This window comes from Phaeodactylibacter sp. (genome assembly GCF_022763345.1).
Lineage (GTDB): Bacteria > Bacteroidota > Bacteroidia > Chitinophagales > Saprospiraceae > Phaeodactylibacter.
In genome coordinates, this window is the sequence record NZ_JALEGS010000071.1 from 1 (window position 1) to 15,208 (window position 15,208).

Sequence of the window (15,208 nt, forward strand, 5' to 3'; positions counted from 1 at the left end):
CGCCTCCTCAGGAGTCCGGCGCAGACACCTTCAGCTACTCAAAGGAAGTGTAGTCTGCCTAATGAGCCGGACAAAACGGACAAAAGACGTCGTAGAACCATGATACCCGGCGCAGGTAGGTAAATAAAAAGCCTCCATCCTAAAAATGCCTGTTTTCACATTACAGGTCTGGACAAACCCCAAACCCAATTTGGACCTCTCAACTCACATCAAAATTAACGCTTACTTAATCTACAGTTAACCCACCCTGCATTTGCCCGCCGTAGCTTTACGCTTCCAAAATACATTCCAAAACCAAAACTTCTTTCATGCAGTACGATTACCGCTTTGGAAAGAGCCTGGGCACTCTGTTGCTCTGCCTGCTTTCCGTTATGTCTTTTGCGCAAGACGATCAGGAATTGTTTCAGGGCTTCGAAGGCTCCGCCAATGATACCTGGAATTATACCATTAATCCCGCTACCTATGACATCGATGACGATGCGTGGGCAGTGTCTGGGCCAACAGCAAATATTGGCCCGGCAAGTGGAATGAATTTCTGGTACATGCGCGACCTGGAGAATGACAACGGAGGCAACGCTGATTTCCATACAATGGACTTTGACGCAGTAGATGTTTCCGCTTTTTCCGTCAATGCACTCACCTTTAAGTACAACACCATTGGCTATGAGTCCGGAGACTCTATTGGCTACATTGTGGAAACGGAGCCCGGCATGGGCTTTGACATGGCCAACTACGTAGACCTCTCCCGCAACACCGGTGGCTGGGAAACCGTTTTCGTCAATCTGCCGGTGGGTATCTCTACCGTTCGCCTGCGCCTGATGGCTAAGCAAAACGGTGGCTCTGACTACGCTGGCTTTGACGATGTGTCCCTCTTCAGCAGCACCGAAGACTTCCTGCCGCCGCTCGCACTTGGTGCGGAACTCCTCGGTGATACGAGCATCCGCATCACCTACAGTGAGCCAATGGATGTGGCTAGTGTGGAAAACCCCATGAATTACACCACCAATGGCAACATTTCTGACATCACCTACACGGAGCCCGGGGGCAACGAATTCCCGTTCGTAACCATCACTTACGACATGCCTTTTGCCGATGGGCAGGCCTTTGATATCTCTATTGGACTGGTGACCGATGCAGCGGGCAACTTCCTGCTGGAAGCCTTTGCTTTCGACTGGATTATCAACCGCACCACGCCTAATCTGGTGATTACGGAAATCCTGTACAACCCTCCCGGAGATGATGTCCTTGAATTTATTGAAATCCTCAATGCAGGTACCGACCCTGTTCTGATAGGCGGGCTTACACTCAGCTCAGAGTTTAGCTTTACTTTTCCTGAGCAGACGCTGGGTTCAGGAGAGGTGGTACTTGTCGCGCTGGATGAAGCCGAAGCCGAAGCTTTCTTTGGCCTTGATTTTTACGATTGGGGCTTCGACGATATTACCAATGGAAACGAGGATATTCTTCTGAGCAATTTTCTTGGAGACACTATAGACTTTGTCAACTACCTCGATGATGCCCCCTGGCCTACTGAAGCAGATGGCGACGGCCCTTCTCTCGAACTCCTCGACCCCACACTAGACAATAACGATGGCGCCAACTGGTTCGCCAACACCGAAGCCTTCAACGGCACCGATATCCTGGCGACACCGGGCGTGTACATGCCTGCCATTGAGCCGGTTGTATCTTTCGAAGTGCCTAATGTAGTGGTGAATGAAGCAGACGGCACCGTCAGTTTCAACCTCGGCATTACCAACGCCAACGGTCTTCCCACCGAAGCGGTAATCAGCGTGGTGGGGGCATCCACAGCTGTGGCGGGTGAAGATTTCAATCTAAATACCACCACTGTCTCCTTCCCAGCCAACAGCACCGACCCTCAAAGTGTAGAGGTGGAGCTGATTGACAACAGTACGGTAGGTGGCCGCTACCTTATCCTCGCTATTGAGTCGCTGACCAATGCCACGACAGGCAGCGAGACGGAGCTCATCGTGCTGATTCAGGACAATGAGCTGACGGCACCTGTGGCCCCGGCAGACCCTGCGATCAGCCTCAGCCACGTAGGCAGCTTTAACTCCGGCACGGTGGCCGAGATCGTGGCGCACGACCCGGTTTCACAGCGCCTCTTCCTCACCAACTCCGAGGAGAACACACTGGATGTGGTTGACTTCTCCAACCCGGCAAGCCTTTCTACCATCACTGCGATCGACATGGCGCCCTACGGTGGCGGTATCAACTCCGTAGCTGTTGCCAATGGTATTGTAGCCGTTGCCCTGGAAGGCAATGAAGTCACCGACAATGGCTCCGTTACGTTTTGGGATGCCGATGGCAACCTGCTGAGCCAGGTGGAAGTCGGCCCACTGCCTGATATGCTGACCTTTACTCCGGATGGCACCAAAGTGCTGACGGCCAATGAAGGGGAGCCTAATGATGACTACACTATTGACCCCGAAGGCTCCGTCAGCATTATCGACCTGAGTGTAGGTGCTTCCAACCTCACCAACGCCAATGTAACGACCATCAGCTTTGTCGGCTTTAACGACAACGAAGCGAGCCTCAAAGATGCCGGCGTCCGTATTTTTGGGCCTGGTGCCACTGTTGCTCAAGACCTTGAGCCTGAATTTATCGTCATCAACGAAACCGGCACCCTGGCCTATGCGAATTGCCAGGAAAATAACGCACTGGTCCTCATCGACATTGAATCCGCTGCCGCACTGGCTGTCATTCCACTGGGCTATAAAGACTGGACGGAAGAAGGCATCGTACTGGATGCCTCTAACCGCATCGACGATATTTTCTTCGCCAACTGGCCGATCCGCGGTATGTATCAGCCCGATGCGATCGACTACTTCACCGTTGGCGGCCAACGCTACCTTATTTCTGCAAATGAGGGGGATGCCCGCGATTATGACGGCTATTCTGAAGAAGCAAGGATCGGTGACGATGAAATCACCCTCGATCCCACCGCTTTCCCAAATGCAGCTTACCTGCAAAATGAAGCCCTCCTTGGCCGTCTGAATATGACCACCGCCAATGGGGATACCGATGGCGACGGAGACTACGATGAGCTATTCACCTACGGCGCCCGTTCTTTCTCCATTTGGAATGCTGACAACGGAGACCTGGTGTACGACAGCGGTTCTGAACTGGAACTGATTACCGCTGCTGACCCGGTTTTCGGTGCTATTTTCAATACCACTGATGATGAGAACAACTTCAAAAACCGCTCAGACGACAAAGGGCCGGAACCGGAAGCGGTGACCGTTGCAGAGATCAATGGCGTGCCTTATGCCTTCATTGCCCTGGAGCGCATCGGCGGCCTGATGGTTTACGACATTTCTAACCCGCAAGCACCTGTATTCCTACAGTATATCAACACCCGTTCGGTAGAAACCGAAGGCGGCGACCTGGCACCGGAAGATGTAAAAATCATCACGCCGGACAATAGCCCCGATGGCAAGTACTACGCCGTCGTTTCCTATGAGGTCAGCGGAACGGTCGGCGTATTCGAAATCGCCACGCCTCCAACGGTTACTTTCGCGGAAAGCACTGTTGAAGTGATGGAAGGCGCAGGCACCATCGAACTGCCCATCGAAATTGAGCAGGCCGGCGGCCTGTCTGGCAACCTTACGGTAAATGTAGCGATGGCTTCCACTGCCGTGGCTGGTGAAGATTACAACCTGGGCACCACTACGCTCAGTATTCCGGCAGGTTCAACTGATGCGCTCAGCCTCGACCTGGAGGTACTCGACAACAGCAGCCTGAGCGGCAAATACCTTATCCTGGAATTTGATGAAAGCAGCACCGCATCAATAGGAAGTGGATCCCGCCTCATTGTCCTGATTGCAGATAACGATGATATGGCACCGGTGGCTCAGGCTGACCCAAGCACTCGTCTCAGCCACGTAGGCAGTTTTGCCTCCGGTGCAGTTGCGGAAATCGTAGCCCACGACCCCGCCTCACAGCGGCTTTTCCTCACCAACTCTGAAGACAATCAGCTGGATATCGTAGACTTCTCGAATCCGGCCAGCCTGTCTTCCGTATCTTCTGTTGACATGGCTCCTTACGGCGGTGGCATTAATTCCGTGGCGGTGCATGATGGCTTAGTGGCCGTCGCTATGGAGGCAGAAACCGTTACGGATAACGGCAGCGTAGTCTTCTTCGACACGGACGGAACTTTCCTCAATCAGATCACGGTAGGGCCACTGCCCGATATGGTGACCTTTACTCCGGATGGCACCAAAGTCCTTACCGCTAATGAAGGTGAGCCGAATGACGACTACGATGTGGACCCCGAAGGCTCCGTCAGCATCATAGACGTGAGCGGAGGTGCAGCCGCAGCTACGGTGACCAACTTGCCGCTGACTGACTTTAACGATGATGAGGCCACCCTTGTAGCGCAAGGCGTGCGCATTTTTGGGCCCGGCGCTACGGTTGCCCAGGACCTGGAGCCGGAGTACGTCACTATTTCCAATGATGGCACCACCGCCTACGTGTCCTGCCAGGAAAACAACGCGCTGCTGATTGTTGACATCGTTAACGAAGTCGTGACCGGCATTCTGCCACTCGGCTATAAAGACTGGACCGAAGAAGGCGTAACGCTCGATGCTTCCAACCGCACCGACAACATCTTCTTCGCCAACTGGAACATCAAAGGCATGTATCAGCCCGACGCTATCGACTTCTTTACGGTCGGCGGGCAAGGCTACATCATCACGGCTAACGAAGGAGATGCGCGGGACTACGATGGGTATTCTGAGGAATTCCGCATCGGAGATGATGAAATCGTACTTGACCCAACAGCCTTCCCTTATGCCGAGTACCTTAAAGACAATGCCCTGCTTGGACGGCTTCGTATCACAAACGCAACGGGCGACACCGATGGTGATGGTGACTTTGATGAGCTGTACGCTTATGGTGGTCGCTCCTTCACGATTTGGGATGCAGCCAGTGGTGCCATTGTCTTCGATAGTGGCAATGACCTGGAGCAAATTACAGCAGCAGACCCGGTTTTCGGTGCCATTTTCAATGCCACCGATGATGAAAACGAGTTCAAAAACCGCTCCGACGATAAAGGGCCTGAGCCGGAAGCCGTAATCGTCGAAGAAATTGACGGCGTGCCTTACGCCTTTATCGCGCTGGAGCGCATCGGTGGTATCATGGTGTACGAAATTGCGGACCCTGCTGCTCCAACCTTCATTCAGTACATCAATACCCGTACCGTAGACGAGCTGGGCGGCGACCTGGCACCGGAGGACATCGCGTTTATCGATGCTGCGGACAGCCCGGATGGCAAAGCCTATATTGCCGTATCCTACGAGGTCAGCGGCACCGTCGGCATATTTGAGCTGCAGACGCAGTCTACTGTCACCTTCGCTGACAACCTCACTACCGTAGAAGAAGGCAGTGGCGCACTACAGCTGGAAATTGCCGTAGAGCAGGCTGGCGGGCTGACGGGTAAAGCCGTTGTGAATATCCTTGCCGGTTCCACCGCTACCGAAGGCACTGATTTCACCCTGGCTTCTACGGAAGTGGAATTTGACGGTACCAATACGGCTCAGTTCCTTTCCCTCGATATCCTCGACAACATGGAGCTGGGCGGACAGTACATCGTACTCGAGATTGATGCGGCAGAAAGCGAAGTTAAGCTGGGCGAGACCACACGCCACATTGTGCGCATTATCGACAATGACGATATGGCGCCCGTTGCCGCAACCAACCCTGAGCTGCAGTTGACCCATCTCGGCAGCTACTTCACCGGCGGAGGCGAAGGCACGGCTGAAATTGTAGCCTTTGACGGCGAGACCAACCGCTTGTTCCTCACTAACGGCGAGAACAATCAGGTTGATATCCTTGACTACAGCAACCCAGCTGCAATCACTTTGATTTCTTCCATCGATATCTCTGCATACGGCGCAGGCATCAATTCTGTAGCGGTTAGCAATGGTATTGTTGCAGCAGCCATTGAAGCAGATGCAGTCGATGGCGCAGGCATGGTCGCCTTCTTCGATACGGATGGTAACTTCCTGAATGCCGTTGAGGTGGGCGTACTGCCCGATATGGTGACCTTCACTCCTGACGGCACTAAGGCCCTCACCGCCAACGAAGGCGAGCCCAACGACGACTACGACGTTGACCCGTTAGGCTCTGTGAGCATCATTGACCTCAGCGGAGGTGTGGCTGCAGCTACGGTAACCACGCTAGGTTTTGAAGCCTTCAACGATCAGCAGGCAGCACTGCAAGCGGCGGGCGTGCGCATTTTTGGCCCGGGCGCTACCGTTGCGCAGGACCTGGAGCCGGAATACATCACTATTTCTGATGACGGCACTACCGCCTACGTCAACTGTCAGGAGAACAACGCTCTGGTGCTGGTAGACCTGACTTCCAACACGGTGGTGGACATCCTCCCGCTCGGCTTCAAAGACTGGACCGCAGATGGCGTCACTTTCGATGCCTCTAACCGTACCAATGATATCTTCTTCGCCAACTGGCCGGTGAAAGGCATGTATCAACCCGATGCAATCGACTACTTCACAGTGGGTGGCCAGAGCTACCTGATTTCCGTGAACGAAGGCGATGCCCGTGACTATGACGGTTACTCTGAAGAGGCTCGGGTAGAGGATGATGAATATGTCCTTGACCCAACTACCTTCCCGGACGCAGATATCCTTAAGGACGAGAACCTCCTCGGACGCCTCGTAGTAACTACAGCCAATGGCGATACCGATGGCGATGGCGACTTCGACGAAATCTTTGCTTTTGGTGGTCGTTCCTTCACCATTTGGGACGCTGCTTCCGGTGCACTGCTTTTCGACAGTGGCAATGACCTGGAGCAAATCACTGCCGCCGACCCAGTATTCGGTGCCCTGTTCAACACCACCGACGACGAGAACAACTTCAAGAACCGCTCCGATGACAAAGGCCCGGAGCCGGAAGCGGTAACCACTGCCGAGATTGACGGCAAGCACTATGCCTTCATCGCGCTGGAGCGCATCGGCGGAGTGATGGTCTACGATGTATCGGCACCGGAATCTCCGGTCTTCCTGCAATACATCAATACCCGTACAGTAGATACTGAAGGCGGCGACCTGGCACCGGAAGGCTTGGCCTTTATCCCGGCATTCAGCAGCCCAAGCGGCAAGCCACTGCTGGCGGTTTCTTACGAAGTCAGTGGCTCTGTAGCCATGTTTGAGATCGACCTGAGCTGCCCAATCGTTGACCTGCCTGCTACAGTCACGCTATGCGAAGGCGAGACCGCGATGCTGACCGTAGGCGATGCTTACGAAACCATTACCTGGTCTACGGGTGACGAAGGCAACACGATTGAAGTGGCAGAAGGCGGTACCGTGACGGTTATGGCCACCACTGCCGGCGGTTGCATGGCCATGGATACGGTGGAAGTGACGGTCAACCCACTGCCCGTTGTAGCTCTTGGCGACGACATCGAAGCTTGTGAAGGCGAAACCGTTACCCTGGATGCAGGAGCTGGCTTTGACACCTACAGCTGGAGCAACGATACCGATGGACAAACCCTTGAAGTGGACATGGACGGTGCTTATGCCGTAACCGTAACTGACGCTAATGGCTGTAGTGGTGACGATGAGGTCGTGGTTACTTTCAACCCTGTGCCTATGGTTACCTTCCCGGTTGATACGGTGGTTTGCGTAGATGATATCTTTGTTTTCAGCCCGGGCGAAGGCAATGAACTCGTCATTGACGGGACTGCCGTCGAGGAATTCACCACTGAAGGGCTGGACGTTGGCGAATATGCGATTGAAGCTACTGTTGTCAATGAATTCGGTTGCGAGCAGACTATCGTGCTGGACTTCAACATCGAAGTCTGCAATAGCACCCGCGACCTGCTCACACAGGAAGGCTTCGAGGTATTCCCGAACCCGACCACCGGCCTGGCTACCGTCCGCCTCAGCGACCTGCAATCCACTGCATACGATCTGGCGATTGTAACGAGCACCGGACAGGTACTCAATGTACGCCGGGTGGAAAGTTACCGCAGTGACTATCAGGCGCAAATTGATTTGACGCAAATGCCAGCAGGCATTTACCTGATCCGCCTGACTTCTGCAAAAGGGGTGCTGACCCGCCGCCTGATTGTGGAGTAAATATAAATTTAGATTTTAAGCCGGTGCAATAGGCCCGGTTGCCTGCCCGCCTTCGGAGTGTTCCGGGGGCGGGTATTTTTTTGTACCGACCTAAACCCAGCCCCAGCCCAGCCGTTATACAGGTATGGAAACAAAACTAAACGGAAAGACCGCTCTCATCACGGGCGGCAGCAAAGGAATAGGGCTCGGCGTAGCCGAAGCAATGGTTAAAAACGGTATGCATGTTGCAGTGACAAGCCGCGAGCAAACAGCAGCCGATGCAGCAGCCGAAAAGCTCACCGCATTGGGGCCTGGCAAGGCTATTGGCATTGCCGCGGATGTGCGCGATATGGTAGCCCAGGAGAATGCCGTAAAACGGGTAATTGAGGAGTGGGGACAGCTGGATGTCGCTATTGCCAACGCCGGTGTAGGGCACTTCGCACCTATCGAAGAGATGACTGCGGAACAGTGGAATGCCGTTATCGACACCAACCTGACGGGGGTGTTTTATACGACCAAGGCATCCATACCGGAACTCAAAAAGACTAAAGGTTACCTGATCACTATTGCCAGCCTGGCGGGAACGAACTTCTTCCCCTCCGGCTCCGCTTACAATGCCAGCAAGTTTGGCCTGGTGGGCTTTACGCAGGCAGTAATGCTCGACCTGCGACAGGATGATGTAAAAGTCACCACCATCATGCCGGGCTCGGTGGCCACTTATTTCAACGACCACACGCCCAACGAAAAGGATGCCTGGAAGATACAGCCTGAAGACATGGGGCAGATGGTCATGGACCTGCTGAACATGCACCCGCGTACCCTGCCCAGCAAGGTGGAAGTACGGCCGACGAAGCCGCCTAAGAAGTAAGCCTTTTGTACAGCAGAAAAATCCCCACTCCGTTGCATACGGAGCGGGGATTTTTCATTTATGGATAGAGGTAGTACAGATTTACTTGAGTATCACTTTCACGGTTTGTTGTTGACCGTTGACCGCAATCTGGTAAAAATAGGTGCCGGCTTGTAGCCCGCTCGCATCCAACTGAAGCGAGAAAACGCCGGGCTGCATTTCCTGATGCAGCAGTTGGCGTACCTGTTTGCCGGTGGCATCGTGGAGCGCGATGTGCACTTGTGCCTTTTGGGAAAGCGCGTAGTGCAGCGTATTGATGTCCCGGAAAGGATTGGGGTGGGCCGAAAGCACCACAAATCCCTGATCTGCCCGGTTGATCGTTTCTTCCACATTGCTCAGAATAGCCGGTGGGTCGTTAGGCGCAGGTATGTCCTGTATGTCTTTTGGCTCTGCAGGACCGGCTGCAATTTGAAGGTGGTTCTCGGTATCGAGTGTCAGCCAACCTTCACCAAAGGCTTCCTCCTCCACAATTTGGCTGATGTCAGTGAAGAACCAGTCGGCTTGTGCCTGCTCTTCTCTGACGTCAAGTACAAAGTAACCATGCTGAATGAGGTCAGTGTACTTCATATGAGGGTTGGGATTACCCAGTTGTAGTGGCCCTGCCGCGATTGGGGTGTTAATTTGACCTTCGAAAACAACGGCAGTAGGAGCCCCCACATTCTCATCAAAATTCGCGGAAGTCACACTTGGCACAGCAAATTCTACGGCCACTGAGCCGGAACCATCTGTCGGATCATACGTGCCAGAGGTATTGTAGAAAGGCAGCGTACCAACATTTGGAATATCCTGGAACTGCAAATCTACTGGCATACCCGTCACATCGAAAGCGAAGGTGCTGTGGAAATCGCCGGTCAGAATGACCACATTATCGATATCATTTGTGCTAATGTGCTCAATGATGGCTGAACGCTCCGCCGGATAACCATCCCAAATGTCCAGAAAAGTACTCTCCAGTTGCTGATAGGTAGCCCCGTTAGGATCAAGCAGTGCTGCCCACCCCACGTTAAGTTCAGAGAAAATCACCTGCTGCCCGATGACTTTCCACTTGGCCGCAGAAGTTGAGAGCTGCTCCAGGAACCAGGCCCGCTGCGTTTCCCCCAGAAGGGTGCGCTCCGGATCATATAATTCGGGAGATTCGACGTCCAGAATTTGCTCCTCCCGTCCTTCCAGCCGGGTATCCAGCATAATGAGGTCCATGAGATTGCCGTAGCGGATGGTGCGGTAGATGCTTTCGTCTGCATTTTGCCGAATTGGCATCCACTCAAAGTAGACTTGCTTGGCAACAGCTTTGCGATCTGTCCAGCTACCTTCATCGCCTTCGGTGTGGTTTTGGGCACCATCGGTATAGGCATCATTCGCACTCTCGTGGTCATCCCATACGGCAATAAAAGGATGCTGCTGATGGGCGCGTGCCAGGGCGGTATCAAGGCGATAGGTGGAATAGCGTGCGCGGTACTCTTCCAGGGTAACGATTTCAGTGGAAGGCTCAAGCGGGCGGTTGGCGGTCAGAGTGCTATCACCGTAGCCCCCATCGGCGTATTCGTAAATATAATCGCCGAGGTGAATGATCGCGTCCAGGTCCGTACGCTCCGAAAGGCGCTTGTAGGCATTAAAGTAGCCGGCCTGAAAATTAGAACAGGACACCACGCCAAACTTCAAGTGGCTGGCTTCATCCGCAGTGGGCGTAGTCTTGGTTTTACCGATAAGCGAATTTGCACCGTTGGCAGAGAATGCGTAGTAGTAAGTCGTACCGGATGCAAGCCCGGTCACATCCACTTTTACCGTGTAGTCACGCTCCGGCCCGGTGGTGAAAGTCCCGTTTTGAACGATGTTGCTCATGCTTGCATCGGTGGCTACGAACCAGTCTACTTCAATGGGCATATTGTCCATTTCTGCAGGGGTGACCCGTGTCCAGATGATGACCCGGTCTTCCAGGGGGTCACCGGAAGCCACTCCATGGTAGAACGGTGCCCAGTTGGGATTAAAAGTTGTTGGATTATGGCGGGCTTCCACCCGGTCGTTGTGCAAAAGTTGGTCCTGTGCCAGCAAGCTGACTGGCAGTAGGATGGCCAAAAGAAAGAGGGTCTTTTTCATGATCAATTTTTGGATGAAAAAATCGACCGCAAAAACGCCAATTGGTATAAATTGAAGGTTAACTGGTTTTTAAACAATCGGATTAAAGACTGTGTAGGGATTTCACCATTTGGGCTACATTTGCCAAATTTTATCCTGCACTTCGTTGCTCTTCAGTCGCTTAGCTAAGGCTAGGCTCCCTCATCGCGCCTTGTTCAGAATAAAATTTGACTACATTCGCTCCAAAAGCGAATTCCCTACACAGTCTAAAAAAAGAAGCCGCCCGTCACCACCACCCGGTTGTCCTTATTATCACCCCGGTAGACGCCGCCACTTACTACAAATAAGTCAAAGGGGCTAAGCCAGATGCCGCCGCCGTAGCTGTAGTGCCAGACCTCCGAATCTTCGCCGCGCAGCCATACCCGGCCGTGGTCAAAGCCAGCCATGAGCCCAAGGGAGAAGGGCAGCGTCGGGTTCTCCGAAGTGATGGTCTTCCAGCGCAGGTCGGTATTGTGCACAAAAGCAGTAGAGCCAATGAAGCGGTCGCGGCGGAACCCCCTGAAGTTCGCCCCCTCCCCAGGCCCGCCAAGGGTTGCGCCCTGATAGAACTCATAATCTTCATTGAAGCGGTGCTGAAATTCCAACCGGGTGGCAAACACCAGCTTTCCCCGCCGGTCGATGCGCTGATAGGCGGAAAATGAGGTGTTCAGGTAGGCGAAGTTTTTGCGCCCCTCTTCCAGCTGTTGCTTCCAGCCACCTTCCAAAAAGAAGCCCAGCCCGCGGGTGGGAATGGCATTGTTGTCCCGGGTTTTGTAGTCAAGCAAAAACCGTAGCCCGGCAAATTCCAGCCCATCAAAGAGTTCGTCCTGAAAACGGTTGCCGATTTCATCAATGTAGCGGCCTTCTGTGCGCTCGACTTCGATGGATTCGAAAGTAGGGCCCACAAGGACTCTGGACTGCGCATTGAGCCGGCGCATAAACGAAGGCATCACGCGAATCACCCGCTGCTTGATGCGGTTGTAATTCAGGGCCTCGTCGTCCAGCAGGTTTTCAATATTGATGCTTTCATTGCCCAGCCCGTAGAAGTTCCGGGAGTAAAGTGGCGTTTGGTATTCGGCATCCAGGCCAAGCTCAAAGGGCCCAAAAAGATCGATAAACTCTCCCTGGTAATCAAGGGTAAACCCATTCGTACCGGTAGCGAATTTCATATCAATTTTATGCTGGGATGCATAGGGGTCTTTCTTAAACCCATAGGTGGTATAAGCCGCGCTCAGCCCAAGGAGGATGCCATCATCCGGATTGAAGCCGGCAGCAGGCAAGAGGGAGGTGTAATTGAAATTATAATCATTCGATTCGCGGTCGTAAATATTGAAAGCGGGGTCAAAACGCCTTTTCACTTTCGCTTTGGAACCGGTTTGAAGCAGGTTACCTTCGTTTTTGGCATCATAATAAATCAGGCCTTTCCCGTTCGACTCGTCTTCCAGAATGTCCTGCCCTACCCCGCCAATCATACGGACTTTGATGCAGTTGTTCCTGCAGGTGCCTTTCACCCGGAATACATCCTGATCCGTGAGGCCATACACGGCAATTTCTTTAGTTTCTTCCGGAAGAAAGGTACGGTCATAGAATTTGAGCTCCTTTTCGGATTTGCTGTTGGTATCGTAAGCCCGGATCCTGGTGCGGCCGTCGTCCATGCGTTCAATCACGAACAGGTCCCGTTTGAAGGTGCCAACGATGTCCACTTCCTTCGCCATAAGCTCGTAGTACTTGCGGGCAATGTCCATGAAGTTATCCCGCCTGGCCTTTAGCTTTTGGATGATGTCGGGTGCATTCAGCTGATAGACCGGTCCCGGCCAGCTGTTTTTGAAGGCTTCCTCAATCACTTCATCCGTCAGTTGTTCCTTCAGATGGCGGGCTTCGGCTTCCCAAACGGGCCAATCTGCACCGGACAGGAAGGTACGATCGAAGTGGCGACCGTTGTAGACCAGCCATTCCAGGCGGTTCTCATCGCCCCGGTAGGCTTTTAGCTTTTTGATGTCCGGGGTGGTCCCCTTGGCCAGTTCCAGGATCAGCCCATCATAGTTGCTGAAGGCCTGGTCCCGGTCTCTGGGAATGGGCCGGTAGTAGTCGACCTCTCCGCTGTCAATTTCTGACCAGCGCCATTGGTCATCGTGGCGGTCCCAGTCGCCGATGAGCACATCAAACAAGCGGTTGCGGACAACAAAGGGATAATCGATCTGCTCATCGTGGTCTTCCTGAATTCGTTCCCGGGTATCGAGGGTACTGCGGATGCGCTTGGGTGCGCCGAATTGCTCATAGTCATTCCAAACTTCGTCATCCGGGCGCTCTTCCACAGTGTACAAAGCACCAGCGTAGTCTTCATTGTAGATGCCCAATGCCGGCTGCCGGGGCAGGTAAAACATCTTAGGCTGCGTGTAATAAATACCGGCTGCCTTTGCCAGGTCAGCAGTAGCAATGGAAGCAAAGGGATGAGCAGAGCTGAAGTTGTCCTCCAGTACCGCCGTCACAAAGGACTCGTTGAAGGGATACCCCAGGGTCCGGGAGGCATCTTTATCAATAGAGCGCAAGGCATACTGCCGGCCATCTGCTCCCTCCAGCCGCAGGGAATTGGTCTGATAACCGCCGCCACGCTTGACCGGGCGTACCCCGCCTTTGTAGGTGGTCAAGTCCAGGACCGGCAGTTTCACCGTAGCGTTATAGGTGCTTCGGTAGTGTTTGCCCCAAAAGAAGTTCCAAAGCCTGCCTCGCTCAAAATCATTCTCACTCACTTTGATCGTAATGGAGTCCTGCAAAGGCTCGAAAGACTCGGGCGGGTCTTCTGCAACCTTGGGCAAAGGGGGCTGCACTTGTTTTTGGAACACCAGCTTCCCCTGCGGTTCATTCTCATCGGGCACCCAGTATTTCACCCATGCAGAGCCGTCTTCGTAGTAATCCAACTGTGCAAAGCCAAGGTGCCCATAGGCAAATTGCCCTCCATTTCGTGCGTTGGTAGCGGTAGTCTTTGACCCTGCGCCGCTTACAATAAAAGACTGTTCGTCCTGCTCAATATACTGAAGGCTATGCTCGTGCCCCGAAGCAATCACGAAACTTCCATTGCGGCGGGCAGCGCCTACCACGATGTCAGAAAGCTCCTGGTATTTAGGGTGAATCAGGTCTTGGCGGTGGCCCACTGTACCTCTCAAAAATTGAAAGATTGACCCCACCACAGGCAATGGAAGGTATAGCGGTTCCACAAACTCGGTAAGCGGAAACAAATGCTGTTTCAACGTAAACTGCCCGCCGTGCGGCCCCGTGGAATAAGGTGGGTGGTGCATAGCGATGAGTACATCTTTATTGCGGTTGCCCTTGACCGCCTCTACCATAAATTCGGCAAAAACAGCACGGCTTTTGACTTCACAGCCTGCGTTGACCTGATAGTCTTTGTCCCAGTCAGACAGGTACCATTCTGAATCAATCAGGACGATGACCAACTTGTCATTAATTTCTATTTCTTCCGGATCGCCACAGCCAGGATCGGGGAAGAATACATCCTCCCGGTCAAGGTACTTTTCGATGATTTTTTTCTGCCGCTTCAGGCCGTCGATACCGTATTTGTCCCAATCGTGGTTGCCAGCGATGAAAAAGACATTCCCCTCGTAATCCAATACGGTGTTGAGCTGAGCTTTCAGGCGTTCTTCGTCCTGTGCCCGGTCTGCGCCTGGTTTGGGAGCCATGCCATTAGGGTAAATATTGTCCCCCAAAAACAGGACGGTACTTTCTTTTCCTGCATTCTGCACCTTGTGCTGCAACAGGTCCAGAGCGGGATTGGTGCCTTTACCCGCATCCCCCACCAGAAATACCGTGTGCATCAAAGGTTGATCAGTCGGATGGGTTTCAGCTGCCCAGTTGGAAGCCTCCGGGCTGTAGTTGAGCTGGTAGTTGGCACAAGAAGTAAGCCCCAGAATAAGTATCAGGTGAAGTAGGGGGCGGATAGGTTTTCTCATTACGTGTAGTAGGTTTTAGACCACGGTAAGATACTTATACTGACGATTAAGTGGTTTGCCGCGGCAAACCTACTCAATGTCAGATGCTATGTTTAGCATCTGAGCAAGTTCTTTGAAAATTTCATAGATTA

Annotated in this window: 4 protein-coding genes; 2 read left to right on the plus strand and 2 right to left on the minus strand. The window is 53.2% G+C overall.

Annotation, left to right across the window (positions count from 1 at the left end):
- Positions 1-308 precede the first annotated feature (308 nt).
- Entirely contained in the window at positions 309-8,114 is a 7,806-nt protein-coding gene (locus MRY86_RS19485) for a choice-of-anchor I family protein (protein ID WP_293567159.1), read from the plus strand.
- Positions 8,115-8,238: 124 nt separating this feature from the next.
- Positions 8,239-8,961 (plus strand): SDR family oxidoreductase, encoded by a 723-nt coding sequence (locus MRY86_RS19490; protein WP_282781214.1) that lies wholly within the window; start codon positions 8,239-8,241, stop codon positions 8,959-8,961.
- An 81-nt stretch (positions 8,962-9,042) separates the two neighbouring features.
- On the opposite strand, the gene MRY86_RS19495 is transcribed toward MRY86_RS19490, so the two are convergent.
- Both MRY86_RS19495 and MRY86_RS19500 read right to left on the minus strand, forming a co-directional pair.
- Positions 9,043-11,094 carry an alkaline phosphatase D family protein gene (locus MRY86_RS19495; RefSeq protein WP_293567160.1) on the minus strand — a complete coding sequence of 684 codons (2,052 nt, stop codon included), beginning with the start codon at positions 11,092-11,094 and terminating at the stop codon, positions 9,043-9,045.
- Between the two features lie 245 nt (positions 11,095-11,339).
- Positions 11,340-15,077 (minus strand): metallophosphoesterase, encoded by a 3,738-nt coding sequence (locus tag MRY86_RS19500; protein WP_293567161.1) that lies wholly within the window; start codon positions 15,075-15,077, stop codon positions 11,340-11,342.
- Positions 15,078-15,208: the final 131 nt, after the last annotated feature.